Genomic DNA, 26,901 nt, shown 5'->3' with positions numbered 1-26,901 from the left:
GATTATTGAACAAAAATGGGCTGTCCAGGAGCCACAAAATTGGCAAGCTGAACAGTATTTTTTATAGTAGCTAGACGATGGGCGATCACAAACACGTAAAAAAGGGCTATTCCTGAGGAATAGCCCTTTCTTTGTATCAAAATTAAAATGCCGGTATGGCCGTTTCACTATATTTCTCTTCTAAAAATTTGCGTACCTCTGGGCTTGTCATGGCCTTGGCCAACTTTTGGACTGGCTCAGAATCCACGTTATCCTTGCGTGCCACTAATGTAATCGCAAAGTCATTTTCAACACCTTCTGTGAGAAGAGCGTCATTTTTTGGTGTCAGACCAAGTGGTGCAGCGTAAGCAGGTGTTATCACTATCGCATCTGCTTCATCATACGTTCTCGCTAGCATTAATAAATCCACTTCTTTAAACTTATAGTTTTTAGGGTTCTCAGTAATATCAGACATTGTATAGTATGGACCCTTTTTTTCCTTTAAAGTAATAACTTTATGCTGTGCTAGCAATGCCAATGAACGATCAATATTCGACACATCATTTGCAATGGCAATAACGGCACCCTCTGGCAATTGATCCATTGAATCGTATTCTTTGGAATACACCCCATAATTGGCAAAATAAATTGGTTTCACTGGTACAAGCTCGGCATTTTTGTTTCGATTGAATTCCTCCATATATGGAACGTGTTGGAAGAAGTTCACATCCACTTCTCCTGCCGCTAGTGCGGTGTTAGGCTGCACATTATCACCTAATACAACCATTTCCAGGTTAATGCCCTCCTCTGCCAGCTTTGGTTTAACAAGCTCAAGAATTTCCGTCATTGGGGGAATGAGTGAGGCCACTTTCAATGTTACCTCTTCCTTCTCCTGATTCTGCGCATTTTCTTTCTCTTTTACTTCATTCGTCTTTCCACATCCTACTAAAAGCAACATGATTGCTGTCATGAGAAAGAGTATTTTTTTCATGATGTTTCCCTCCATTATTTATCTTTTATCAATCATTCTGGCTACAGCTGTTCCAATGAATTGGATAAGCTGTACTAGAATAATCATAATGATAATCATATAAATCATTAGCTCTGTTTTAAACTGCTGATAGCCATACCGAATGGCAAAGTCACCGATACCGCCGCCTCCGACCACTCCCATGATCGTTGAATAGGAAATAAAGCTGATAATCGAGGTTGTTAGTCCGAGGACAAGTCCTGAACGAGCCTCCACGTAAAGAAATTTAAATATGACATCCTTTACAGAAGCCCCCATGGAAATGGCTGCCTCGATCACACCCTTTGGCACGTCCAATAAAGATTGCTCGACCAATCGCGAATAATGGGCAATGGCAATGATCGCTAATGGAACGCAAGCAGATGCTGTACCAATGGCTGTGCCGATTATGAGCCTTGTAAACGGGATTAAAAAAACAACCAATAACAAAAATGGGAATGAGCGGATAATATTCACAAGTAAATTTAAAATCGAGAAAGCCCACGGATTTTCAAGCAAATGACCCTTCCTACAAAGAAATAGCAAGGTCCCGACAGGCAATCCAATCAAAATCGCAGCTAAAATGGACACACCAACCATGGTAATGGTTTCTCCAATTGACTGCCAAATTTCTGCCTCATATTGAACTAAAATCTCAGGCATGGCCTAGCCCACCATTCTCTGCTAATTGTTCGATAAAGTATTCTGGACGATTATCCCTTTTTTGAATCCCGGTTGGTTCGATTAAGACCGTGTCATAAATCTCTCCATCTGCCATAATCGATACACGATTGCATATACTTTTAATGACATCCAGCTCATGACTAACAATGACAATCGTCACACCGAAGCGTTTGTTTATGTCCTCTAGCACGTCTAATATTTCAGCCGTTGTACTTGGATCAAGGGAGGAAGTCGGTTCATCGCATAATAACACTTGCGGGTTATTTGCCAATGCCCTTGCAATGGCAACACGTTGCTTTTGTCCCCCGCTTAATTGTGCAGGATATCTCTCCATCTCCTTCTCCAATCCGACAAATTGAAGACACTCTACAACACGGTTCCGACGTTCTTTCTTTGGGTAATTTGCCAGTTCTAAAGAGGCCGCCACATTGTCATAAACCGTTTTATTTGCCACAAGATTAAAATGCTGAAAGATCATGCCAATCGACTTCCGTGCCCCTCGAAGTGCTTTATTGTTCAATGTGGTCAATCTTTGGCCGTTTACCTCCACTTCGCCCGCATCTGGGGTCTCCAACAAATTCATTAGCCGCAGCAACGTTGATTTCCCTGCTCCACTTGCTCCGATTATTCCATGAATTTCACCTTTAGGTATTGTTAAAGTAACAGACTTAATGGCCTGAAACTGTGAAAATTTTTTACTCACTTGATCCAGGTTAATCATAAAATCCCACTTTCTATTTGTTGAAAGGTAAGCATAGCGCTCCTCATCATAGTTTCATCAAAGAAACACAACTCATTTTATCAACTAATGAGGACCTAATGCAAAGACACAAATTAACAGTTAAAGACTTCCAACCATATTAAGCTCTCTTCTATTGGCTACCATTCTTAGATATGAGTGATTATTTCATTATCATCATCCTTTATTTCTATTAATCGGATTATTCCTTTCAAAATAACTGAGCGTGTATCATAATTATAAATGATAATGGTTATCATTATCATTTATTTTTTTCTAAACTTCAAAATACGAATTTTCTAAAGGACGCGGAGGAAAATACATGATTCAATACCTTGATGAGAAAATTGCCAACTATGAGGTATGTGTCATCTTACCCTCAGGTTACGATCATACCAAGAAATACCGAACGATCTATATGCATGATGGTGGAGAAACTGCCAAGCAAGCTGCAAACTATATCGATCATTTAATTGTTTCAGGTCAAATTGAACCGCTTATCGTTATTGGAATTGAACCCATTAATCGCAAAAATGACTATACGCCGTGGGAGGCACCATCACTTGCACCACTTGCTCCTACCTTTGAAGGACAAGCACAGATTTATTTAACATACTGTTGTAACTGAAATAAAGCCATATATAGATGCCCATTATGCTACGAATCCTGAACCTTCACATACAGCTATTTCCGGCTGCTCATTAAGAGGACTTGTTTCGATTTTCTCCTCCTATTATTATCCGGAGGTATTCCATCAATATATCTCATTATCCGCTTCCTTTTGGTACGAGGACGTTCTTCGCTATCTTCAAGGAGAAAAGATTGAACGGCAAGGAAATATCCATATCAAACCAACTGTGAATCGTCAAAATCATCAGCTCTTTTTATATGTTGGGGAATTAGAGGGAATTTATAAAGAAACGATACAAAAGCATATGGTTGACTATACGAAGAAGGCCCACCTTGAATTTATCAAGGAAGGCTATTTGGAATCTAGACTATTATTTGCGTCAGATCCAGAAGGAACTCATGATGACCTGTTCTTTTCTAACTACTTCATTCAATCACTTCGTTGGTTATTTGGCATGGAAAATAAAAACGAAACGGTTAATTAGCCTTAATCGATTGCTTCACAACAGCCCCAAGAATGGTGATTTTCATCCAATCTTGGGGGCTTCAAGGCATTGACAGACCCGGCACGAAATTCATTTAGAGAGTCCTATTTTACTAAAGTAAGGTTTTCAATTCTCAAAATAAGAAATAAACTACCTGAATTATTCGCCTTTTTTCCCAAGAGCCACCCCCAAAGTAAGGAATATATAAGGATAAGTTAACAAAGCAAGCTCTAAAAAACCAAAGCTTCCAAATAGCAACATTTCCGGAGCGTGTCCGTCTAAATAATATCCTTTTCCGGTCATATACAATCCAACAAGGAGATATGTTGTTATAGATATTCCTATTAAAAAATATCCTATGATATTAAACTTAATTTTTGTAAAACTATATACTAAAATACCTAAATATAATAATCCAAGCAGTATCAATAAAATAGGTATGTATAATGGCTCATAAAAAAAATCACTCATACTTTCAATTAGCATCTTATGCTCCCCTTATAAAAATAACTTATTCTGGATGTCCAGACCTTAATATAAGTAATGGCTGCCACGGTTCTAAATTCTAAGAACATGTATAAAGTGGAAGGTTTGTATTCCGATGTTGGCCGCCCCAGTATTGACCTGTAACCCTATTAAAATTATTTTTATTCATAATTATGACTGTCCAAAAACACGGACAATTAAAATAGCAATGTCGTCTTTTTAACAACTTTATCGGTCCAATATACCAGGTAATGTCTGAGAAATATTTGTCAGTTGGTCGACAACATCAAATACTGCTTTCGTCATAAATATTTGAACCACTATTAAAATACTCAGTAATATTAAAAGAATTATTTTAAAAGTTGTATTCATGTAAACTTATTACCTCTCTTTAGTGGGCCCAACCAGCAGCAGGGTTAAAAATTTTCCCACTTTTATTTCTACTTAAATCCGTTACTCCATCATGTAACTGCCATCTAGCATAGTAACGATAACACATTTCAATAAACATCAATATATTAATAATGTTAATGATTTTTCACATCTATTTGTTTTTATCAATACGCTTTTCTACTACGACCCAAGAAAAGTAAATCAGTAGAGTGGTTATCAAAATTATGAAGCCAGCTTGTGTGATATAAGAAAAATCCCATTCTTTAATTTCTTTCTCATCAAGTCCATAATAATTTTGAATTACATAGTTCGAAGTCTCATAATCCATAAAAAGGTAACATATAATTCCTCCAATTAAAACTCCACCTAATATTGATAATAAAACTTTGTCAATATGGTGTCCCCCTAAAAGCTTAGTAAAGATGAGTGAGAAAAAACTTAATTCAGATAATCCAAAGTCTCTACCTTCATCCATAAAATTCCGATTACAAGTGCTTCTCTAAAATTGTTCAAACTCTAATTCATATGGTTCTCTTAAAAGGTATAAATACCTTCAAGTTCCTCGAGTAACTCCCTAGGCAAATCAACCACTGTATTTTCATTTTCTTCTCTCCATTTTTAATCTTTTATATTAGCATAATAACCATAAATCCAGATTGATAGATTCCAAAATTGAATTCAGGATTTTCATTTATGGAAAACTTCCCATTCTTTCCGGCTTTAATAATTTTATTTACTGTCACACATTTAACAAGGTTAAAAGAAAGAATAGATGAACAGTGAGGAATACCTGTTTACATCTATCCTTTTGTACGACATTTTTCGTTAACTGAACATACTTTCATTCCAGAACACCGTGACGTTATTTCGACGACACCACCAAAAACCGGACAATTTGATCCGAGAAGTTAAACCAGTAATGGGCTTTTCTAGCATCGAACATGAATGACTGCTGTTCATGAAGTTCTGTTCTTTCTCCCTCTATTTCCACGGTTAACTTCCCTTCGATAATGAATAAAAATTCATGTCCGCTATGGGAAAAAGCGCTTCCTTTATTTTCCCCTGGCTTTAAGGTGACAAGAATAGGCGAAAAAACAGCATCACGTATGCCGCTGGATAAATTCTGATAATGAAAACAGGGAAAATGAAGAGGAAATTACCTTCTTTAAATCAGTCGGTGCTGCTTACTTTGACCTTGCTGTCGCAAAAGGCGTTTACCGCCAATCAAAAGAACGGAACATCGGGATGGAGATTGAGGTATAAAAAGAAGCTCGTACATGTTGCGGTCTATTATTTGAGTTAAATCCAGAAGGAACTCATGGTGACCTATTCTTTTCCAACTACTTCATTAAGTCGCTACGGCGGTTATTTGACATTGAAAATAGAAACGATGGATCGTTAATCATAAAAATAGCCGCAAAGAATGGTGATGTTCACTAAGTCTCGGAGGCTGGTTTTTAACCGCACTGCTCACTACAGACGCATGATTTTCATCCATTGCTACATACAGCTCCACTGCTAACTACTTCAATGATTAATATTCAGCTTAGCCTATAGTATCTTTACATTTACTGGAACATTTCATCAGGTTATTGTATGTTTATATGAATGAGGACACTTACCTTAACTAGTTATGATTGGAATAGTACTTTCTTGGCATGAAGAGGGTGCTAAAGAAATTTCTGAATAAAAATGACATTGGATGTAGTTACTAGTGGAGACCGAACAAAAACACACCCATAAAAGTACCTGGGTGTGTTTAACTATTTAATATACAGAAATCTTTAATTACTTAACTTACGCCAGAATCATTTCCAAGTATTTTATCTAATAATCCCATCTGACTAACTATTTCAATATCATTTTTAAAATTTTGTAAACTAGCTTTATATTCATCGTATTCTAAATCTTTGGAGTAGCCAATACATAAGTTTAATATACTGTTTAGTTTTTCAGCAGAACCACTAATAAAATAGGTCGTGAGTATTTTATTATTTGTGCTTGCAAGTACTACAATTGTTGCCATGTCCAGTGCATATTCTATGTCTGTATCTGAGATCTTTCTATTCTTTTTCTTAGGGCATCTAAATTCATAGCTATTAATAGAATGAATTTTTCCTGTGAGTAATTCTAGTATCGTTTTATTATAGATTAAATATACTCCTTTAATTAGCTTCATTTCTGGAGCATAAGGATCAGCCAGTATATATTTTATACGTTCATCTTCTTTAGGAATCTCTATTCCGTCTAAATCATGCTCTAATATATAAGCTACTTCCTCAATTCTTTTAGGAGGGAATAAATTCGCGAAGCCGTATTTTTTGCCATAGAATACTTCCTTTGTAAATTAAATTGATAAATTACCAGAGCTTACCTCCTCCGTAGAATGAGTGGGTACCATATTCATGAGGTTGATAATGTGCAAATGTACGTTTTCCTTTACCAGCAGTATGTGCTGAATCAAATCTATATCGTCCAGTTGGTGAAGCACCTTTTGCTATACTGAGTGCATTTGATGAGCCAATACTCCAAGTATCTAATCCACTTTTAAATCTTGAAATTGCTTTCGATTTAGATCTACCTGGACCAACCCATAGCCCCTTAGAGTTTGAAGTTCTCATTGCTTCATAATGCACATACCTCTTATTTTTTGTGTTATCATTAGCTACCTTACCTGCTACCCATAATGCACCTGCTTTTAAATTTTTATTGCTCTTTATCAAATTCAGATTCTGAACGGTCTCTATCTGTAGGTATTTCATTTTCATATGCATTTTCATACTCAGAAACTACCTCTGTGGCTTCCTCGTTCAAAGAAGCTTTACCTTTTTCCATTTTTTCACTAGTCACATCTTGCTTAATACCTTCAACGTATTCATTCGAATTTGGACCTGATACTAATAATGAACCATCATCTTGTGCATACGCTAAAAACACATATGATTTTCTTTCTTCCGGTAATGTATCATCTTCATACAAAACAACAGAAGAGCCGTCTTCATTTATCCCTCCAGCCTTTTGAATAGGTATGGAAGTATCTGTAACTAAATCACCCTTTATATTTTGCAGGACAGTAACTTGGTAATTTGTATACGGTGTTGAAATCTCTTTAGCACCGTCACTAGTTTCAATTGTTACAGGATCTTTGTATAGAGTGTCAACATCTTCATCGACTCGGCCTATAAAAACGTAATCTGCATCACCTACAGTTTCATTTGGATCATCCACATCTACAGCAAAAGTACCATCCATTTGAATTACCTTTAGATTTTTTTTATCCTCCGAACTTACAGTGCTTACATCTTTCTTGGAATTAGAACAAGCTGAAACTATCAAAGAAAGACTACCTATAAATAATAGTGAAGCAAGTAACTGAACTTTTTTCTTACCCATTTTTTCACCCCTCCTCTTCCTTTTAGTATTTCTTATAAGCAGCGGTATAAGAAGCTTTATCATTTGCACTTAATGATGTCTTTGTAGAAACATATTTATACATGACATCACTTGATGTATTATGTGCCAACCCTAATGCATGTCCTAATTCATGTGTTGCCACATTTTGTTTTTTTGTAGCACTTAAAGTATCCATTACATATTTATTAAACCTTATAGAACCTTGAGATGAAGTTACTCCTGCAACACTTGATTTTTCACTATAATCAGAAATCGCAACATCTTGTATTACCTTTGCCGAATCTTTTCTAATTACCCCACTTTTAAAGCCATTCCATGTTTTAACTCCTGCATTAAACTGAGTTTGATATTTTGTACTACCATCCCAATCCATGTGTTTCCCAGAGTCTACAAGATTCCAAGATAATGTTTTAGCTGTGGCTGCTGAAGCACTCATTGGTATCGTAAACATAAAAACTAAAGATGCTGCTGTTACTATTATTCCCATTTTCTTCTTCAATGAATAGTCCCCCAAAGGCTATATATTTTAATAGTATTGAATATTAGGTAAATTAAATAAACATTAACGTTTTTGCAAAAAAGTTATGCTTCCATACTTCTTTTTACATCTTCACTTATAATTTGTCTCAGCAAATACAGCATTCAATTGTTCAAAAAACATAAACTACCTATAATCATCAACTGTTTTTTCTTTTTTCCTCCTCCCATTTTTGATTTTCATTCCTATAATGGCATAATAACCATAAATTCAGATTGATAGGTCTCAAAATTGAATTCAGGAATTTCACATATGGAATCGTTTCTGTGATTCACCGAAAAAGGGTTTAAAAATTAATTACTCAATTAAATTAGTAAGAGGGATAAAAAGCTGTGAACCCGTTACTCCTCTCATGTGATGCCTTTTTCCCATAAATAAAAAAAACTGACACCAGAGGTGCCAAGGGGTTGAAAGATTAATTCACGACAAATAAAAAAAAGAATCCACCTTGAATAAAGATGGATTCTTTTCTTATGTGTTGCTGTGTCAACTTAGTTTTCATGCAGAGTTGATTGGAGCGGGTGTGCGAGACTCCTGCGGGAAAAGCGTGTCCAAGGGAGACCTCACAGGTACAAAGAGCGCCAAGGGCGGACCGCCCGCGGAAAGCGAGTGCCTGCAGTGGAATGAAACGATCAAAGCACACCCTCCAACATGGGCAAGTTGTATGCCCCCCTATAATGCGGAAGATTGACTTCATTCATTCACGATCCACTTGTTTCTGCTTCAGCTACCTTTTTGACACGTTCTAAAAATTCAACGACCACTTTATCGGTGGCAAATAGTAAAAGTAATTTCAAAAACCACTTTAATGGGCGACTGGTGACTGTATATGTAAAGGAAGTTCTATTGTCATTGATTTTATTTAGTTCATAAAAAGCTGTAATGTCAAACATTTTTGCAAGTATAAATCCTACTTTAAGCTTTTTCTCATTAGTCTCATTCAAATATTCCAATGTTTCTATATCATACTCTTCTGTTCGTTTTCCTTCTCTATATTTTTGGCGATATACGCTTCCAACCACTTCTTCCGTTATTTTAACCGGCTTTTGTTCAACTACTTGAGGCATGATTTTTTGCATATTTTCTACAGAACCATCAAGAAACTTCCAAACGTGTTCAATCGGTGCGTTTATTTCTATTTCTCTTGTCCATTTTTTCAATGATAATCACCTCTGTCTTCATTATATTTCCTTTATTATGTAAAACCAACTTTCCAACTGATAAATCGTTAAATAAGTTTCATTTTTCACCTAGATACAATAAATAACTCTTTTTTTGTCTTTTTGTAAATAAATTACTTTATTAAGATTCTCTTTTTTGGTGTTATTCTTGTATAATAAACGAAACGGTTACTTTTTCAGGAGAATCCTATGAATTTTATTTATATTAATCAAAACATTTTAGATAATCTATTTTATATCTTAGTAAGTATTTTGATTTATTACATTTTATTAGATCATGGCAAAAGGTTAAGTCAGTATGGCAAGACCCTTATTACTGCATGCATGAGCATTCCTATTATATTATGTATGAAGTTTCCTATTTATATAGATGAATATTGTGTCCATGATCTCAGGCAAATTCCTTTTATAATAGGGACACTTTATGGTGGTTGGCCTGTAGGGGCTGCTCTGTTAGTCATCATATTAACTTTTAGGTTTGCTTTTTATGGTTTCAATTTACTTACGTTAATTGTTTATATCGTTATCTTTATTATAACGGCTCTTTTTTCTTCCAAATTCAAAAATTTCAATAGAAAAAATAAGCTGAATAGCTCCATACTATTAATTTTGTTTCTAGGAATACTAACCAGCTCTATTTCACTCGTTATGTCTGATTATTTTCAAATAACGGAGGCGTATGTATTTTACTTTATTATCCTCCCTCCTTTCATTATCGCTATAGCTGTATATATAATGGAAATTTTAAAAGATGCCATTTTAATCCGAACACAAATGATAAGGCTTGAAAAAATGGAGGTAGTCAGTCAGCTTGCAGCTAGTATTTCACATGAAGTTAGAAATCCTTTAACAGTTGTGAAAGGATTTGTTCAACTGCTAAAAGCTCATGATCTAACTCAAGATGTAAAAGAACAATATATAGAGCATGTCGTTAGAGAGCTTAATAGTGCAGAATCCATTATTAGTGAATATTTAGCATTTGCAAAACCTGCAATTGAAAAAGTGGATCCTATTTCAATTAACCGTGAAATAGGATATGTGCTTGAAATGATAAAACCATTGGCCAGCATGAATTTAGTTACTATATCTGAACAGTTGACTCCAGGCATTACCCGGGGGAATGTTCAACATTTCAAGCAATGCTTCCTGAACCTGATTAAAAATGGTATTGAGGCAATGCCAGACGGCGGGGAACTTAGTATTGTTTCCTATATAAATAATTTCGACATCATTATTGAAATAAGTGACAATGGAATAGGCATGAACAATGAACAAATAAATCGTTTTGGCGAACCTTATTACAGTTCCAAGGAAAAAGGGACAGGGTTGGGATCAATGGTAGCTGTTAAGACCATCCAAACGATGAACGGTACACTTCATATAACTAGCCTGATGAATAAGGGAACAACGATTTCAGTAACACTTCCCGTTTATCAAGAAGGTTATTCTGCAAAATAATAAAAAAAGTCCGCCATTATCGGCGGACTTTCAAACTGTAGACAAACTCGATGAAAACTCAGTTTGCCTGCAGTTTTTTATTTAAAAAGTTCAGATGATTTCAGAAATCCGCTCCCTTTCCGCCGACTGCCTGCCAAGCCTCCTCGGCGCAAGCGCCTGTGGTGTCTCGGCTAGCCAGTAATTCGGCAGGAGTGTCGCAAATTTCTTCAATCCAATGAGGATTACAGTAAAAAAACATTAAACCGGAGCACTTTATTCGACCAGCTGCGCTTTCTTGGGCCATTGACACAGTTTATCGACCTAAACCACACAATATTCGGCCGTTCACGCACAGTATTCTACCTACCCCACATAGTATTCGACCGTTGAGGCACTATATTCGACCGTTCATGTTCGAACTTCACTCACTATTCGTACTCTGAATCTTTTTTATATTTAAACAGAAGTCCGCCATTTACAGCGGACTTTTAGTTTGTAGACAAAAGGGGTTCTATCTAAATTTTAAAAACAAAGTTGATTGGAACGGATGGTACGAGACTCCTGCGGGAAAAGCGAGTCCAGGGGAGACCCCACAGGCGCAAAAGCGACGAGGAGGCTCCCGGACCGCCCGCGGAAAGCGAGTGCCTGCAGTGGAAATCAACGGGCAAAGTTTAAAAACCAAAAAAATTGTAGACAAACCCGATTTTCGTCGAGTTTGTCTACAGTCTGAGTCCGCCATTACGGCGGACTTTTTGCAATATAGCGCTGTCAAATTTATTTTTTCTGTTCAAGGCATTGATAAACCGCCATCATATCTCGTTTGTTCAGCTCACGATTCCGGGCGAAAATGGGGATATCGGCAACGGCCTCGGTACGTTCACTTTCAGCCACAACATCGCTTACTTTCCCTGTCAGCCAGGTCTGTACGTCGATGTCTTCGACGATTGCTTTACGCCCTTCATCATTGATGCCACTGGCATGACAACTCACACACGGTATCGTTAATTTATATACACCGTCATGGAGGTTATCTTCTGAAATGACTTTCTTTCCATTACAGAATGGGCATTTATGACTTGCTTTAATTTTATTGATTTGGGTGACGATTTTTTTGTAGCCAAATGTTTCATAGACATAGGTTAGTTTTTTGTATTTGCCATTGGTGAAGTATTTATCAATAATGGTTTCTCTTGTTTCGTTAATATCGGCAAAGTCACAGATGGTGATTTGGTTGTTGCTGCTGATTGCTTCGATATTGCCTTTGATGCTGTCCCAGAATGGTTGGGTATTTTGTAAAACCACTTCATAGCCGACAAAGCTTGCTAGTTCTAGTTCGAGCATTTTCAACGCTGCTTTTGTTTCCCTAGGAAGGAATGAGACATCATCAGTAAGGGCGATATCGCCGCCCACAATTGCTTTTAGTTTTTCCAGTTCCGGAAGCTTTCCTACAATTTTGATGACTTGATCAATCGGCTGTTGGATGATCTCGCGAATGTCCGTATCACCAAATGTCAGTTTTTTATGATGGTTCAGGACCGTTCCTTGACAGACAGGACAGGCGATTATCTCTTTTGTTTCTTTCATCTGCTCTTTAATGATTGATTTCGATACGAAGATATAACGCCCAATGATGAAATTGAATCCTTCCCAAATTCGCGATGCCTTGCCTGCTTTATCGTAAAAGGACTTTTCCCAATACCCATATAAGAAGGTGTGCTTTTCGGCATCTGTCATCTCATTATAGCTTTTACTAATGTCGTGACCGAGTTCATTCTTGATCTCATGAAACAGGAATTGCAGCTTTGAATGTTGATAATATTTTAATACTTCCATCACGTCTGGATGTAATAAGCCATCCCAGAATGGCACGTTTTTATCTTGAATGACGACATCAATGTCAAATTTTTCAATGACCCGACGCCCTGAACAGCTCGGACAATGATTTTCTGCAGAATAGAAATCAAAGCTTCTTGTATCCTTATTGGTCGGATGTGCCGTCACTATATGGTTGATCATTCCGCCCAATTCATAAAGAAACGTATATTGACTGTACAAGTGCCGTTCAAGGTCGATGGCGATGACAGGTGCAATCGTGTCTGACTCGTACTCCCCATAAATCACACGAGCGATTGGTGATAAGCTTTTTAAAATGCCGCCCTTATAGACGTTCTCTGCCTTTTTGAAATAGTCCAGGTGGTTTTTCTGTAAATAATTGATGCCATTTTTCGACCGAAGTGTGGAAGAGATTTGCAATGGCTCCACTCGATCTCCACTATCTTTGTGACGATAATGCTCATCATGACTGACAACGTCGAGATGTTGGACAGGTGCAAGCTGTCTTTTACCAAAATCAACGATATAATCCGAGCTTTCCAGCATATAACCATTATGCTCAATCATGATGATAGAGACGGATTCATCCTCCAGGATGACCCTGACACTATCGATGAATTGGTTTAAAATGTTTTGCGATAACCCTTTTGAAGGCTCGTCGAAAATGAACAGCGTGTGTGGGTTTCTTGTCTTCGCGAACAGCTCGGAAACTAAGTGGACACATTGAAATTCACCCGTCGATAGTGTTTGTGTTTTTCTTTCTAACGTCAAATAACCAAGTCCAAGTTTGATCAATAAACTCAAGCGTTTATGGGCGATGTCTTCCTTTGGCAATTCTTCGATGATATCTTCAATCGAACGCAGAAAAATATCATCAATTTCATCACTGTATTTGGTGAGTTTCTTTTTAATATCAAGAAACGTCGCAACGGTTGATCGACTTGTAATCGATTTGTTTCGGTCCTGCCCGACCATGACCAGTTTATCCTTTGGATACCGCTTCTGAAAATCCTTGGAGATACATTCATTGACAAGTGTGGATTTACCGCATCCCGACTCACCCGTAAAGGTAACGAGCCTATTCTTGGGAATCCGGATTTCCTCCATTTGAATATTACGGCAGTAAAGATCCTGAAATTGATAGTATTCCGTTGGCGTCGCTTCATTTCGTTCCCAGCTGATTGGTTTGGGACGCGGTGATTCCTCAACGATTTTCCCGCCATATTTCCCGCTGCCAGGTCCAAAGAACAATTGTTCATCTGTGCTATCTAACACCGTGTCTGAATGATCAATGAGCCAAATTTGATTTTTATAACCTAATTGCTCGATCTGTTCCAAAATTTTCAATAGGGTTTGATGATCAAGACCGACGGAGATTTCATCAATGATGATCACGGTATTTTCACTTGTTGCCATGAATTCGGCCAAATACAGCCGGGTTAATTCTCCCCCTGACACTGTCCCCATTATACGGTTCAAGCCTAAATAGCCAATATTCATATTGATTATATTTTGGAGAATATGCTGTTTAGCTTCACTAATATGTAATGTCTCTGCAAGTGAAAGGATTGTTTCAATGCTTAAGTTGTTGATATCGGAAATAGTATGCGGGCGATCTAATAATTCAATGGTATATTGCTCGACGTCTTGATTGTAGCGTTTCCCCTCACACTTAGAACACTCGACATTTTTCGTCGTACCGCGTCCTTTACAGCTGGGACACCAGCCTAAGGCGTTATTAAAGGAAAAAACTTCCGGAGAAAGATTGAATTTTTCAGCAAGACAAACACGAATCTCTTTAAACACACCAGTATGTGTGCCAATGGTTGAACGGGGATTGGCTGAAATGGATGATTTGCCGAGAAAAAGGACAAGCGGCATTTCTTCCATCTTGATGGCGCTGAAGTTGGTTTCCATAATATTAGGAAATAAATACTGATATTCAGACTTGGGCAATAAGGAAACAAGACGCTTCTTGGATTCTTCCCCAATGGTTTGACAAAAAGTCGTTTTCCCGGAACCGGATAAACCAGCAATTCCTAATGATTGATCATCTGGCAGTGCTGCATCTAAATGGTTTATATTGTTCGCTATTAATCGATTTATTTTCATTTGTAACTCCTCTCCATTTTATTAAGCTCAGTCTTTCATATTAGCACAGCGACAAATGTATTTGGCATTTTTTTAAAAGGCAGCTCCATCCTGCCATTCTTTCACATTTCACTGTTCCAAAAACCTATTAATCATCGACAAAAACCGTGGGCTTAGTGTTGGATATTTTTCCAATTCCATGCAAATTGAGCCTTCTTATAGATTATAAAAGCCCCTCTCGTCTAAGAGAAGGGCATTCTTTATGAAGTATGACCATATTTTTGCCCAATGCGCTTATTTTGTATTGGACTTTTTTGCCTTGTTTTCAAGATCACTTTTTGGCTCAGTGGAGAATTCCACATCTTTTCCATGTCCCTGCGGGTTAACACTTGGTGCGATACGGCCTCTTCCTGCTGTCTTTTTACTCATTTCCTTCACCTCCAAGTATATTATGTCCGAACTGTTGTAAATTAAAAACGAGGTCGTTTCTATAAAGATCACCCAATAAAAAACCTGCATAGAACCAAAGTCTACACAGGTTTCAAAAAAGCTGTATGTTGGAAGGTCCTACTTTAAAAGACGAGTGTAATTAAATGTGTCTTTGTTCTGAGGAATATCGCGATTTTTTTTCCCGGCAGGCTGTACTGCTCTTCCTGTATTTCCACTATAGCCTTCTTCCACGGGCCCTGGATAATGATAATGACCATCATTAACTGGTTCAATTGTTGATGCACCAGTCACATGACTTTCTCCCGTTTCCGCCTGATCAAGTCTTACAGATCTGTTTTCTTTCTCGTTAGTCAATTCATCTCCTCCTTTTCTAAAGATTCTTTATAGTATTTGATAAAAGAACAATAAAATTAAAGGAGAAAAAAGGAAGCGCTAATATGTCAGTAGTAAACGCTTCGTTGCATCGTTTTGCAAGAAAGGACTGGGTTCGCCAACCGTATATATGTGTAAGTCATGCATAGCCCTGGTACATGCGGTGTAGAACAATCTTCGCAGGCTCTCATCACCGTATGTTTGCACAGATGCATCATAAATGATGACAGCATCGAATTCGATGCCCTTGGCCAAATAAGCCGGAATGACAACAACACCCTGTTCATATTCATTTGTGCCTTTCTGTACGAGTTTAATTTCACCGAGGATACTAAGGGCATCGTATGCAGCGGCACTTTCGGCAGCGGATTTACATATTATTGCGATGGTATTATATTTACGACTTTGTAAGTCTTTGACTTTAGAAACGATATTGTGGTGCAATTCATCACGGCTGGACACTTGAGTCAGTACAGGCTTCTCGCCTTCACGATCGAATGCCTTAATTCGATGGCCTTCAGGAACTAGTTCACGTGTAAATTCTATAATCTGCTTTGTGGATCTGTAACTTTGATCCAAGGTTATACTCTCGGTTTCACCTATTCCGTATAAACTGGTAAGAGTCTGGAAATCCACCCGTTCGCTGGCATGAGCAAAGATTGCCTGGTTAAAGTCACCGAGCACGGTCATCCTTGCAGATGGAAACAACCGTTTCAAAAACTCGAATTGAAATGGAGAATAATCCTGTGCTTCGTCTACAAGCACGTATTTTATAGAAGTATTCGTCTGAAATCCTACAATTAGCTCCTTCAGCAGCAAAAATGGAGTCGCGTCTTCGTAATGCAGTTTACCTTCGTCCAGCATTTTTTGCGTTGATAAACATATTTCCCTTTCGACAGGTGTTTCACCCTCATTCCACAGTTCACTCCGTATTTGTTCGTCAAAAAGTTGCTTGTATATTTGCTTAATATTGATAAAATGAAGTGCCTTTACCCGTTTGCGTAACGTCTTCAATTTGTTGCGAACAATCATGCGCGTGAGCATTTTATGCTCTTTCTCATAATCGTCAAATGAATCTTCATTAAGGCCGCGTTTTTTCTCTAGGTAGGTGTATACCTTTTGATAGTCTTCTTTGCTAAGGTACTCGATTTCCTCCTGGACCCAAGGTTTTTTCAACTCAGCCTTTTCCGTTTCATCAAGCATCTCACATAACCACTCTTTCAACTTTTCAACCCTATTGTGAAAACGTAAGGTGGTGTCTGTGTTATAAAATCTTTCTGAGATTTGTTTGGCGGAGACGAGCGTTTCCCCCCGGAACTTTAACCCTCTAAAGATCATTCCAGAAAGTTCTAGTGATTGTCTGTATGTTTTGATTATCTCAAAGAAGCGAATCGATGCCTTAAATTTGATACTCGCTGTCCTAGTGCTATAGGAAGGATCATCCGCTGCAGTCAACAAAAATTCTAATTGCTCATAAGGATCCTCAACTTGAAACGAGTCAGTCAGACGATGATCCAAGTATTCCTGGAATGTTACCTGCTGCATATTCTCTTCGCCAAGTTCGGGCAACACATTGGATACGTAGTTATTAAACATTGAGTTAGGAGAGAATAAAATGATTTGGTCGGCTTTTAGCCATTCCCGATTCTTGTAAAGCAAGTAAGCGATCCGTTGGAGGGCAGCTGATGTCTTGCCGCTGCCAGCGGCACCTTGAACAATGAGCAGACGTCCGCGATCGTTCCGGATGATCTTATTTTGCTCCCGTTGAATGGTGGACACAATACTGTGCATATGCTTATCTGTTCCTTTGCCAAGCACCTGCTGCAGAATCTCATCTCCAATGGTGAGACTCGTATCGAACATTGATTCGATAACGCCTCCCTTGATGATATATTGCCACTTTTTCTCCAACATCCCAGAAATCATGCCTCCGGGAGTAGAGTATTGTACGGGGCCAGGAGGATAGTCATAATAAACACTCGAGATCGGAGCCCTCCAATCGTAGACAATGAAGTTTTCTCCTGTTGTATCAGTAAGAGTGGAGGTCCCGATATAAATATGTTCCGTAAGTTCGGACCCTTCTTCAGTGATATCGATCCGACCGAAATAAGGTACTTCCTGCATGCGGCGCAGTGTAGACAACCTCTTGAAGGAATATCTATGTGCTCCTTCGCGTTCAGACAAGGCTTGAGCCTGTTGCCTTAAGCCAATGATGGTCTCGAGGTAATCATCGAAAGTATCCATATTAACCTTGAGGTCATCCCAAAAGTGTTTACGGATATTAACAACTTCTTTTCTACGCTGGGAAGTTTCTCCTTCAATTTTGCTGATTTGTTTCGTAATGGTTTCCATCACCTCATCCAAACGTTCTTGCTCCTGCCGAATTTCATCGTTCATATCAGACACTCCTTCAAAAAATAAAAATAGGGGTTGACTAGAGGTGAGTTTTACCTTATACTTATAGTAAGGGGTAAACTGTTATCGAATATTTATAAATGTGTTTCTATACTAATTTATCACATTTTCAGAACTATATCAATGTATATTGCACAACAGTTGCCATAATAAATCGTCATTTTAAACTCTAATTTAACATATAAAGCCATAACCAGTTGAGCAAGTAGCTTGACTGGTTATTTTTATGATTATTTAGGCCTAAAGCTTCGCTAGTCCTGCCTTTCATAATAGCCGCAACACCCACATCAACAGTTGATTCGTCGTTTCGATGATATGTGATTCATATTGTCTTGACTTAATTTTGTTTGTTAGATAATGTTTAGAATAAAACTTTTTGCAGGAGAATTTATAATGAAAAAATATAAAGCATGTCAGAGTTGTGGAATGCCACTATCTAAGGATGAATTAGGTGGAGGAACTGAAAAAGATGGTAGTAAAAGTACTAAATATTGCAGCCATTGTTATATAAATGGTGAATTCACTCAAAATATTACTGCGATAGAAATGCAAAAATTTGTTCAAAATCATATGATGGAAAATATGAAAATGCCCAAATTTATTGCTAAGTTTTTTAGTAGAGGCATCCCGAAGTTAGAGCGATGGAAATAATCAACTATTAGAAAACGAAGAAACAAAAAGACAAATCCATATAAACGGGTTTGTCTTTTTGTTTCTTCCATTGAAAAATATGAAAATGTTTTTGTGAATTTTCAATCTATTACACTTGTGTTTCTGGTTTATTATTTCATCATCTGTCTTGCTTCCATAAACAGCACTTGGATAAACTTTTTCATGTTATTACGGCTCTGGCTGCTTACTTTTTTGCTTTTGTCTTCTAGCTCCAGCATTTTTTTGCGGACTTCCGAGAAATCAAAAAATGTGGATGAATAGGCTTCGAATTTTGGATTCATATAATCCGTCAATCCTAATGAAGCGATATGGATGAGGGCCTGGTTAAGAGCGCGGCGGACACGCTGCTCAGAGGCTTTCATTTCTTTCTGGATTTCGGCCTCTTTCGCTTGATCTCCCAGCTTTTCAGCAGCAATCCTAGCAAAAATTTCCTTTAAATATGGAAACGTGTAGGCGGAACCGAGTCTTTTCTTTTCACTTTGAAGGAATCCTAAAATGTTTAGTAAATCCTCGCTTCCCCCTTCGCCAATCATACCTAAATCGGAAATTAAGGAACGTCCGGCTTCCATAATATTTTTTGTATGAGAGGAGGACACTTTCGAAGACTTCGGGCGGCCCGTAAACACATTCAACGATTTTTGAATGCCTTGGATCGATTGATCCACCAGTATTCGCTCGTTCACTTTGTTTAATATGCATGAAATTTCAACTTGGTTCAGCGGTTTTGTAATGTAGTATTCCGCCCCTAATCTATACGCCTCTCCAATCAGTTCTTTCGATTCCACTTGCGAAATCATCACAAACTTTCCTTGAAATCCATCAGCAAGAGCCCTGATCGTTTCAATTCCGTCCCTAATTGGCATGAGCAAATCGATTAGGACAATGTCTGCCTTTTTAAAAGACAGTACGCCATTATTCACTAACGATCCGTCTTCTGCTTCTCCCACAACTTTGCCTAAATCCTCATCTTCAATCATCTCTGTCAGCATTCCTCGAATGGCAGGATCGTCATCTATAATGAAATAATTCATCTCGTTAACCCTTTCTCCATAATCGCAGCAATCGGAAGTTCTACGATGAATACGGTTTCTTTATAGTTATCCATTAACCTGATTTGTCCTCCAAATCTTTCAACAGTTTGTTTCACATACGATAACCCGATTCCTGTCGAAGGGTTTCCCGCCTCATCGAATTTCTTTGTGTATCCTGCTGTAAAAATGACTTCCTTCTGCTTCGGTGCAATGCCGGGGCCATTGTCACTGATGCAAAACTCCGCGAATTGATCTTTCCTTTTCACATGCAATGATACGTATCCCTCTTCTTTGATCGCTTCCACTGCATTGGCCAATAAATTATTTATTAATGATAATACCATATATACATGGTAGGGCGGATGGTCACCATCTATATGCAAGGAAAATGAAATATCTTTGCGAAGGGACTCAGCATATCGTCTATTGGACACGATCATGATGTTACCAAGCTCTTCGATATTCATGTATTCCTGCAGGTTTTCGGAAGACATGAGTTCCGACAGCCCCGCATAAATCCGCTGGTTATCTTTTTTGATTTCATGCACGAGACCAGCAATCTGCAACGCCGTTTGCGCATCACTTCCATTAGTCCCCTCTGATTTTAATCGACGGTAAAAGTCATAACAAGTACGGGTGATTTCTTCCGCATTTTGCATCGTTTTCTTCAGTTGAACCGATTCTTCATACAAACTTGAAATGAAAAGCAGCATTTGTTCCTTTTGCATGCGCTGCTCCGCTTCTGCGAATTTTGCTTCTCTCAGCTTTAATATATTAAAAAAGCCGAGAACGAAAAAGCTTCGAATAAAGGCGATTAAAACGAGTTGGTCAATGGCTAGCAAGGGTGTGTCCTGATTCGCCAAGAAGGAACGGATTGCCATTTCGGATACACTTGCAAAAAGCTCGATCAATACCCCTAAAAGCCCGATCATTAAAGGCTGATCGTGGCGTTCGTTCAATTTAGTCTTATGAAATGCGAACGCGTAGATGAAATAATAGAAAAAGGCGGGAAAATGAAGATACATCGCTTCCTCAACAGATATGTCCCGTATTCCGACAGCCAGTGAAAAACGAAAAACAAACACACTCATCCCCGTTAAAATGCCTGCAATAATCGGGTGGATCCCCCTCCCCCATAGCAAAAACAAGAAAAAGACGGGGGTTCCCAAACTGACTCTGAATGTGCCCTCGAAGGGATAAAACTTGAATTCACCCGCAAGAGGCACCGCAATCATAATCAATAATAATATCCTTATACTCTTTTTCAACACGGTCCCTCCCCAGTCACTTTATAAAAACATAACACATGAAATGGTAAAAAAGAGAGAGGGGTTTTAACTGAAATTTTTATTTTTTCTATCACTTGTAAATATCAGTAGGTTTCAGTAGGTTCCGGTAGGCTGATCTTAAACTTAAAATAATCTAAAAAATGAAAGCGTTAACAAAATGATAGGAGGAATTAAAATGAAAAAGTTTGGCTTAGCTACTCAAATTTTTATTGCACTTGTACTAGGTATCGTTGTCGGTGCTTTATTCCATGGTAATGAAACAGCCATGGCCATTATGGCACCTATCGGCGATATTTTCATTCATTTAATTAAAATGATTGTCATCCCGATCGTCATGGCTGCATTAGTGGTCTCAATAGCGGGAGTCGGCGATATTAAAAAACTAGGAAAATTAGGCGGGAAGACCCTTCTTTATTTCGAGATTGTCACCACAATTGCCATTGTTATTGGATTACTGGCGGCAAACTTGTTCCATCCCGGGACTGGTTTAGATACAAGCAGTCTTGAAAAAAGTGATATTTCAAAATATGAAGAAACAACAAAGACGGCTGGAAGCAGTGGCTTTGGTGAAACAATTTCACATATTGTTCCTCAAAATGTATTTGAATCAATGGCTCAAGCGGATTTATTACCGATTATCTTCTTTTCTGTTTTATTCGGCTTAGGTGTGGCTGCGATAGGCGAAAAAGGAAAGCCTATTCTTGGATTCTTTGAAGGTGTGTTGGAAGTTATGTTTTGGGTGACGAATCTAGTCATGAAATTTGCCCCTTTTGGTGTGTTTGCACTCATTGGTGTAACTGTTGCCAAATTTGGTATCGAAACATTAATTCCTTTAGGGAACCTGGTAATTGCTGTTTATGTGACGATGACATTCTTCGTGTTCGTCATTCTTGGAATTATAGCGAAAATGTCTGGGACAAGCATTTTTGTTATCCTGAAAGTGTTAAAGGATGAACTGATTTTGGCCTTTACAACAGCAAGTTCAGAGTCGGTATTACCAAGGCTTATGGACAAAATGGAGAAGTTTGGCTGCCCGAAATCCATTACTTCTTTTGTAATTCCAACAGGCTATACGTTTAATCTAGACGGCTCATCGATTTACCAAGCACTTGCTTCACTTTTCGTGGCACAAATGTATGGTATTGATCTGTCCATTACACAACAGATTACTCTGTTACTAGTATTGATGTTAACGTCAAAAGGAATGGCTGGCGTTCCGGGGGCGTCATTCGTTGTTGTTTTAACAACACTTGGTTCAATGGGACTGCCGTTGGAAGGTGTTGCGTTCATTGCCGGTATCGACCGAATTTTGGATATGGGAAGATCAGCGGTTAATGTCGTTGGGAACTCATTGGCGGCGATTGTCATGTCGAAGTGGGAAGGCGAATTTGACCAGGATAAAGCAAACCATTACGTTGATTCCATTAAACAAACAGACGTAGCATAAACTATATTCATTTAAATTATACCGTACATATTGAGAAAGATTTCATAGGATCATACCCTCCTTTATAGAGAGGTTTCTGATTCTAAAACAAAGGTGTTTGGAATGGGTGTTCGAGACTCCTGCGGGTATAGTGCGTCCAAGGGAGACCCCGCAGGCAGCGCTGAGGGCGGACCACCCGCGGAAAGCGAGTGCCTGGAGTGGAAATCTATAGTAACAAGTTTGTCAACAGCCTGAAGCCCTCCTTTATAGTGAGGGCTTCTAATTTTAAAACAAATCTGATTGGAACGGAAGGCACGAGACTCCTGCGGGAATAGTGCGTCCAAAGGAGACCCCGCAGGCAGCGCCGAGGAGGCTCCCGGACCACCCGCGGAAAGCGAGTGCCTGGAGTGGAAATCTATGGTAACAAGTTTGTCAACAGCCTGAAGCCCTCCTTTATAGTGAGGGCTTGTTTGTTTTGCAGAAGAAGTAAAAATATTGAATAATCCGGAACTAAAAAATGGATAGCCCCAAATAAGTCTATCCATCTTAATTTATAAAAGCTGTTTAAGAAATCACTTCACCTTTACGCCAGCTTTAATCAAGGTAGGCGGAGTTTCTCCCTGTAATCCGGCTACAAGGTTGGTTGCTGCCAGCATCGCCATTTTCAGGCGGGTTTCATATGTTGCTGAACCGATATGAGGCAAAGTGACGACATTCTTCATAGAAAGCAATGGATTGTCTTCCTGGACGGGCTCTTGTACAAAAACATCCAGCCCCGCCGCGTGAATTTCACCGTTTTTAAGCGCAGTGATCAAGGCTTCTTCATCAACGGTTTTCCCTCTTGAACAATTGATGAAGATGGCGGTCTCTTTCATGAGCTTGAATTCTTTTTCCCCCATCATCTTTTCAGTTTGAGGAGTCAGCGGTGTCATCAAGCAGACAAAATCAGATTGCTTTAACAGTTCTTCCAGAGAACAGTATGTAGCACCATACTTTTGTTCTGCTTCTTCGTTTCTAGATCTGTTGTGATATAGGATGTTCATATCGAATCCAAAACGGGCCCTTTTTGAAACGGCAGAGCCTATTCCGCCCATCCCGATAATCCCTAATACTTTATGATGGACGTCCAACCCAAATGATTTTTCTCCGATATTCGATGTCCATTGCCCTGACTTTACCAATTGATCCATCTCCGGCATTCTTCTCGCTGTGGACAGCATCAAGCCCATAATCGTATCTGCGACTGTTTCATTTAATACCTTGGGAGTGTTCGTGGCAAGGATTCCTCGATTGGATAACTCTGTTATATCCAAATTGTCGTAACCAACTGATGAGTTACAGACGATTTTTAATTGCGGTGCTTGGTCCAGTAAAGTTTTATCCACTTTTAATCCTGAACCTAATATACCTTGTGCGTTCTTCAGCTCTTGAAGAAATTCAGGATAATTTTGTGAGTCAAGACCTTCAAAATAAACGACATCACAAGTCTCTCGAACATAATCCAACACTTCTTGATCCACTTTCTTATAGATGATTACTTTCGGTTTCATCAATGATACCTCACTTCCAATAAAGTAGGACCCCATCGGGATCAAATGCAGACACATATATTTTGAAATACCTCTACCTATAATCTACCATTATTTAAAAAAAGGTTGTAGCTAATTGAATGGCGGACCAAACCGCTAAAATGGAAGCTAAAGATAGAATAATATTTTCGAACCAATTGTTTTTATATTTTCCCATCAAGCTTTTTTTATTTGATAGCACCAGCATCCCAATAGCGATAATAGGAAAACCGATTATGTTTATTGCATTTACGCCAATTGTCAGTGCGATGAAACCAGGCATGCCGGGAATGGACCAAATGATTGGGGTGACCAATACAAAAATCATAACCCATTTATACATTGGATCTTTTTCATATTTACCATTATACTTTTCGCGACGATCCTTATTTATTACGTAAAAGGCATCTACTATCAATCTAGGAAAACCAGTTGACTTGCCTACTACACTCGCGAACAATACGCCAAATACACCAAGATAGAAAATGTACCAGCCAAATTGTCCTAACGACATTTGTAATGCCATTGCCAAGTCATCAATCGTTTCCACATGAATTCCCTTCGGTTTTAAAATTTCTGCCCCAACAACCCAAATGGCCAAATTAATCACGATGCAAACTCCGATGGCAAACAGCAAATCATTTCTTTGAACCTTTACATGACTCGGTTTCGTCCAGCCCTTTTCCTTCATGAAATATGGATGAACAAAGTTCGAAATCGATCCTGCCACTGCACCGATAATTGAAATCGCTACCAATAATGCTCCATGAACGCCAGTATCACTTGGAATGCTAAAACCAACTGTTCCCTTAATGATTTGCCCTACATCCGGTGTTGCTTGAATGGCCAGGAACAGGAAGGCAATGGTCAATAATGCCAAAAGCACTTTCATTACACTTTCAATTCTATTATAAATATTTCTGCCAATAAGCATAAAAACTAATCCTACAACTACCATTGAAGCTAAGAATGGCTGGTTAACATGGAATAGGGTCGATAAAACCTCTCCCGCTCCCTTAATCATATATGCATTAAAAAGATGCCCCATTATTAATGCATAACCAAACATGAAGTAACCGAAAAACGGATGAATGCGTCCATATCCTTCAAGTATGGTTAACCCCTCTGTGTTACAGAGCTGGAATCTGGCGATAACATTAACGATAAGAAAACGAAGGATTAATGACAGAGCTAAAATCCACATTAAGCTATATCCATAATCTGCCCCGGCAACCGATGAAGTCACCAGATCTCCGGCTCCAAGCCACGTTAACACGGCAAGAATCCCCGGACCATAAGATGTTTTAAACTTCGTGATGAAATTTGGCTTCTTACTAACGACCTCCGGAACAATCACAGTAGATTCAGCAAGGTTTGATTGATTTTTCAAGTTATTCACTCCATTCCAACGAGTAATGTATTCGCTTTCATTTTTTCAAAAGCATTGATACTTTGATATCTCTAGACATACAGATATTGAAATTATGACAAGACTTTATGACATTTTCGAATGTCATAAAGTGTACGCTGCAGTATGTTGTCGTGCTTCATGTTGAAGTGAATCAGCTCGTAAAAAAAGCTCCCCTCCCATTTAATTGAATGTTTCGACTATTTACATTGAAATTGTAAGACAAATTAAAATGTAAGTCAATCATAATATTATTAAGTTTCTTTTAAAATCATTTTATTAAAAAATCCTTGTGACCTATCGTACTAGCTTACAAATCAAGAGGATTGGTGTTATTGCGGATTAGAAAAGACAGGATTCGTTACTATATGGATAAGGGATTAGTACAGCGTGCGAATAGATTAATGCCATCAGCGGATAATATAAGCGAAGGAGTGAAATGTATGCCACAAGATAATAACAATGATCCATTTAATAATGCCGGGAACCTTGATAGAGACCCAACTAATAATCCTACTAATAATAATGATGACAACGATACAATTGACAGACCTGTAATGATTGATGATAGTTTGAACCCCGGATTCCAAAGAGAAGAACGTCCTAGGCCTAATGGTAATATCCCAACAATAGAGGGAGTTGCAAACATTAAAGAGCGTTTTCCTTCGGACCATGAGAGACTTATGAGCAGAATCAATCTTGGTGATGCACTTATAAATCGAGAAAATACACATACTGGACGGTTTGAAAGATAAAAAAGATGTCTTAAATTGGGTTAGTGGAAGATTAACCGCGAAAAAAAAGCTAAAGACCTGAATAGGCTTTAGCTTATTATTCATTTTTCGAATAAAAGCATAAAAAAGACCGCTGGTGCCAATACACCAAACGGTCATGCTATAGAAGGTTCCCCGGTAATTCGGAGACTACTCCACCATTTGCTACCAGGATCGAGGTGGGGCATTTTTATGGAGAATTGGATTATTTTTCTACAACCATTTATGTAAAGCAGCAATCTTAATAAAAAGAGACCTACTTTTAAAAGGTCTCATAGAATAATCCTTATTTTTCACAAGCGATCAAATCTTTGTCACGATCGCTTTTTTTATTGGCATCATATAGCGCCTTTGAAACGTGAGGTTTGTATTTCGTTTTTCCTCCTTTATTTTTAACGGAAGATGTACGAGCTACGCCTCCTTTGTAGTCTTTATTCAATGCTGTACAGTTTTTATACGTCTTCACCTTTGTTTTGGCACTGGCAACATCATTCGTGCCAAACGAGAGACCTAAAACTAGTCCAAAAGATAGTAAAATAGCAAATAGTCGTTTCAAAATATGTACTTCCTTTCCTAAAAATTAACTTTTTACTAATCA

The 26,901-nt window shown here is 38.3% G+C and carries 27 protein-coding genes and 1 pseudogene; 7 read left to right on the top strand and 21 right to left on the bottom strand.

Annotated features, from left to right (window positions below):
• Positions 1-142: 142 nt before the first annotated feature.
• The 3 genes from FNK51_RS10035 to FNK51_RS10025 are packed head-to-tail and all read right to left on the bottom strand — an operon-like array spanning position 143 to position 2,393.
• Positions 143-970: a MetQ/NlpA family ABC transporter substrate-binding protein gene (locus tag FNK51_RS10035; RefSeq protein WP_141993216.1), complete on the bottom strand. Its 828-nt coding sequence runs from the start codon at positions 968-970 to the stop codon at positions 143-145.
• 18 nt (positions 971-988) lie between these two features.
• The gene (locus FNK51_RS10030) at positions 989-1,651 is read right to left on the bottom strand and encodes a methionine ABC transporter permease (protein ID WP_063235218.1); all 663 of its coding nucleotides are present in this window, start codon (positions 1,649-1,651) and stop codon (positions 989-991) included.
• Positions 1,644-2,393 carry a methionine ABC transporter ATP-binding protein gene (locus FNK51_RS10025; protein WP_141993215.1) on the bottom strand — a complete coding sequence of 250 codons (750 nt, stop codon included), beginning with the start codon at positions 2,391-2,393 and terminating at the stop codon, positions 1,644-1,646. The genes FNK51_RS10030 and FNK51_RS10025 overlap by 8 nt, the downstream gene beginning before the upstream one ends.
• Positions 2,394-2,733: 340 nt before the next feature.
• Between FNK51_RS10025 and FNK51_RS26930 the strand changes: the two genes are divergently transcribed.
• A complete protein-coding gene (locus tag FNK51_RS26930) occupies positions 2,734-3,039 on the top strand; it encodes an alpha/beta hydrolase-fold protein (RefSeq protein ID WP_220126982.1) in 306 nt (101 codons plus the stop codon).
• Between the two features lies 1 nt (position 3,040).
• A complete protein-coding gene (locus FNK51_RS26925) occupies positions 3,041-3,526 on the top strand; it encodes an alpha/beta hydrolase (RefSeq protein ID WP_220126985.1) in 486 nt (161 codons plus the stop codon).
• 159 nt (positions 3,527-3,685) lie between these two features.
• Here FNK51_RS26925 and FNK51_RS10015 read toward each other — a convergent pair whose 3' ends face one another.
• The 3 genes from FNK51_RS10015 to FNK51_RS10005 form a co-directional block, all read right to left on the bottom strand.
• A complete protein-coding gene (locus tag FNK51_RS10015) occupies positions 3,686-4,012 on the bottom strand; it encodes a hypothetical protein (RefSeq protein WP_098370121.1) in 327 nt (108 codons plus the stop codon).
• Between the two features lie 544 nt (positions 4,013-4,556).
• A complete protein-coding gene (locus FNK51_RS10010; protein WP_141993214.1) occupies positions 4,557-4,880 on the bottom strand; it encodes a hypothetical protein in 324 nt (107 codons plus the stop codon).
• Positions 4,881-5,267: 387 nt separating this feature from the next.
• Entirely contained in the window at positions 5,268-5,489 is a 222-nt protein-coding gene (locus FNK51_RS10005) for a cupin domain-containing protein (RefSeq protein WP_286178631.1), read from the bottom strand.
• 53 nt (positions 5,490-5,542) lie between these two features.
• Here FNK51_RS10005 and FNK51_RS10000 point away from each other — a divergent pair.
• Positions 5,543-5,668 (top strand): annotated as a pseudogene (locus FNK51_RS10000) (ornithine cyclodeaminase family protein); the annotation flags it as partial.
• 529 nt (positions 5,669-6,197) lie between these two features.
• On the opposite strand, the gene FNK51_RS09995 reads toward FNK51_RS10000, so the two are convergent.
• From FNK51_RS09995 to FNK51_RS09975, 5 genes are all read right to left on the bottom strand, one after another.
• Positions 6,198-6,584 (bottom strand): hypothetical protein, encoded by a 387-nt coding sequence (locus tag FNK51_RS09995; protein WP_286178625.1) that lies wholly within the window; start codon positions 6,582-6,584, stop codon positions 6,198-6,200.
• Between the two features lie 181 nt (positions 6,585-6,765).
• Positions 6,766-7,128 carry a hypothetical protein gene (locus FNK51_RS09990; RefSeq protein ID WP_286178623.1) on the bottom strand — a complete coding sequence of 121 codons (363 nt, stop codon included), beginning with the start codon at positions 7,126-7,128 and terminating at the stop codon, positions 6,766-6,768.
• A complete protein-coding gene (locus FNK51_RS09985) occupies positions 7,112-7,798 on the bottom strand; it encodes a hypothetical protein (RefSeq protein ID WP_141993212.1) in 687 nt (228 codons plus the stop codon). The genes FNK51_RS09990 and FNK51_RS09985 overlap by 17 nt, the downstream gene beginning before the upstream one ends.
• A 22-nt stretch (positions 7,799-7,820) precedes the next feature.
• The gene (locus FNK51_RS09980) at positions 7,821-8,318 is read right to left on the bottom strand and encodes a matrixin family metalloprotease (RefSeq protein WP_286178622.1); all 498 of its coding nucleotides are present in this window, start codon (positions 8,316-8,318) and stop codon (positions 7,821-7,823) included.
• A 740-nt stretch (positions 8,319-9,058) separates the two neighbouring features.
• Entirely contained in the window at positions 9,059-9,517 is a 459-nt protein-coding gene (locus tag FNK51_RS09975; protein WP_141993211.1) for an SRPBCC family protein, read from the bottom strand.
• A 210-nt stretch (positions 9,518-9,727) separates the two neighbouring features.
• On the opposite strand from FNK51_RS09975, the gene FNK51_RS09970 reads away from it, so the two are divergent.
• Positions 9,728-10,996 (top strand): ATP-binding protein, encoded by a 1,269-nt coding sequence (locus FNK51_RS09970; protein ID WP_141993210.1) that lies wholly within the window; start codon positions 9,728-9,730, stop codon positions 10,994-10,996.
• A 100-nt stretch (positions 10,997-11,096) separates the two neighbouring features.
• Here the strand turns inward: FNK51_RS09970 and FNK51_RS09965 are convergent, their stop codons facing one another.
• The 5 genes from FNK51_RS09965 to helD form a co-directional block, all read right to left on the bottom strand.
• Positions 11,097-11,285 carry a hypothetical protein gene (locus FNK51_RS09965; protein WP_141993209.1) on the bottom strand — a complete coding sequence of 63 codons (189 nt, stop codon included), beginning with the start codon at positions 11,283-11,285 and terminating at the stop codon, positions 11,097-11,099.
• Positions 11,286-11,749: 464 nt separating this feature from the next.
• Positions 11,750-14,920 (bottom strand): ATP-binding cassette domain-containing protein, encoded by a 3,171-nt coding sequence (locus FNK51_RS09960; RefSeq protein ID WP_141993208.1) that lies wholly within the window; start codon positions 14,918-14,920, stop codon positions 11,750-11,752.
• Between the two features lie 273 nt (positions 14,921-15,193).
• Complete coding sequence (gene sspL / locus FNK51_RS09955; RefSeq protein WP_141993207.1) at positions 15,194-15,328, bottom strand: small, acid-soluble spore protein L; 135 nt, start codon at positions 15,326-15,328, stop codon at positions 15,194-15,196.
• 138 nt (positions 15,329-15,466) lie between these two features.
• Complete coding sequence (locus FNK51_RS09950; protein WP_141993206.1) at positions 15,467-15,703, bottom strand: hypothetical protein; 237 nt, start codon at positions 15,701-15,703, stop codon at positions 15,467-15,469.
• A 78-nt stretch (positions 15,704-15,781) separates the two neighbouring features.
• A complete protein-coding gene (helD, locus tag FNK51_RS09945) occupies positions 15,782-18,118 on the bottom strand; it encodes an RNA polymerase recycling motor HelD (protein WP_141993205.1) in 2,337 nt (778 codons plus the stop codon).
• 411 nt (positions 18,119-18,529) lie between these two features.
• On the opposite strand from helD, the gene FNK51_RS09940 reads away from it, so the two are divergent.
• Positions 18,530-18,787: a zinc ribbon domain-containing protein gene (locus FNK51_RS09940; RefSeq protein ID WP_098370139.1), complete on the top strand. Its 258-nt coding sequence runs from the start codon at positions 18,530-18,532 to the stop codon at positions 18,785-18,787.
• 131 nt (positions 18,788-18,918) lie between these two features.
• Here the strand turns inward: FNK51_RS09940 and FNK51_RS09935 are convergent, their stop codons facing one another.
• Together FNK51_RS09935 and FNK51_RS09930 are read right to left on the bottom strand one after the other, a co-directional pair.
• On the bottom strand, positions 18,919-19,839 hold the full coding sequence (locus FNK51_RS09935; protein ID WP_141993204.1) for a response regulator: 921 nt from the start codon (positions 19,837-19,839) through the stop codon (positions 18,919-18,921).
• Complete coding sequence (locus tag FNK51_RS09930) at positions 19,836-21,107, bottom strand: sensor histidine kinase (protein WP_141993203.1); 1,272 nt, start codon at positions 21,105-21,107, stop codon at positions 19,836-19,838. Before FNK51_RS09930 ends, FNK51_RS09935 begins: the two co-directional genes overlap by 4 nt.
• Positions 21,108-21,303: 196 nt before the next feature.
• Between FNK51_RS09930 and FNK51_RS09925 the strand changes: the two genes are divergently transcribed.
• Positions 21,304-22,575, top strand: a complete 1,272-nt coding sequence (locus tag FNK51_RS09925) for a cation:dicarboxylate symporter family transporter (RefSeq protein ID WP_141993202.1) — start codon at positions 21,304-21,306, stop codon at positions 22,573-22,575.
• A gap of 551 nt (positions 22,576-23,126) precedes the next feature.
• On the opposite strand, the gene FNK51_RS09920 is transcribed toward FNK51_RS09925, so the two are convergent.
• Together FNK51_RS09920 and FNK51_RS09915 are read right to left on the bottom strand one after the other, a co-directional pair.
• A complete protein-coding gene (locus FNK51_RS09920) occupies positions 23,127-24,104 on the bottom strand; it encodes a 2-hydroxyacid dehydrogenase (protein WP_141993201.1) in 978 nt (325 codons plus the stop codon).
• Between the two features lie 94 nt (positions 24,105-24,198).
• Entirely contained in the window at positions 24,199-25,521 is a 1,323-nt protein-coding gene (locus FNK51_RS09915) for an Nramp family divalent metal transporter (protein WP_286178621.1), read from the bottom strand.
• A 452-nt stretch (positions 25,522-25,973) separates the two neighbouring features.
• Here FNK51_RS09915 and FNK51_RS09910 point away from each other — a divergent pair, with 452 nt between their 5' ends.
• A complete protein-coding gene (locus FNK51_RS09910; RefSeq protein WP_141993199.1) occupies positions 25,974-26,285 on the top strand; it encodes a hypothetical protein in 312 nt (103 codons plus the stop codon).
• 304 nt (positions 26,286-26,589) lie between these two features.
• On the opposite strand, the gene FNK51_RS09905 is transcribed toward FNK51_RS09910, so the two are convergent.
• Complete coding sequence (locus tag FNK51_RS09905) at positions 26,590-26,859, bottom strand: excalibur calcium-binding domain-containing protein (protein WP_141993198.1); 270 nt, start codon at positions 26,857-26,859, stop codon at positions 26,590-26,592.
• Between the last annotated feature and the right edge of the window lie 42 nt (positions 26,860-26,901).

The sequence above is a fragment of the Bacillus sp. B4EP4a genome, from assembly GCF_006680105.1.
Classification (GTDB): Bacteria; Bacillota; Bacilli; order Bacillales; family DSM-1321; genus Peribacillus; species Peribacillus simplex_E.
Note: the sequence above shows the minus strand (reverse complement) of the source record. Positions and strands in the feature narration are given on the sequence as shown.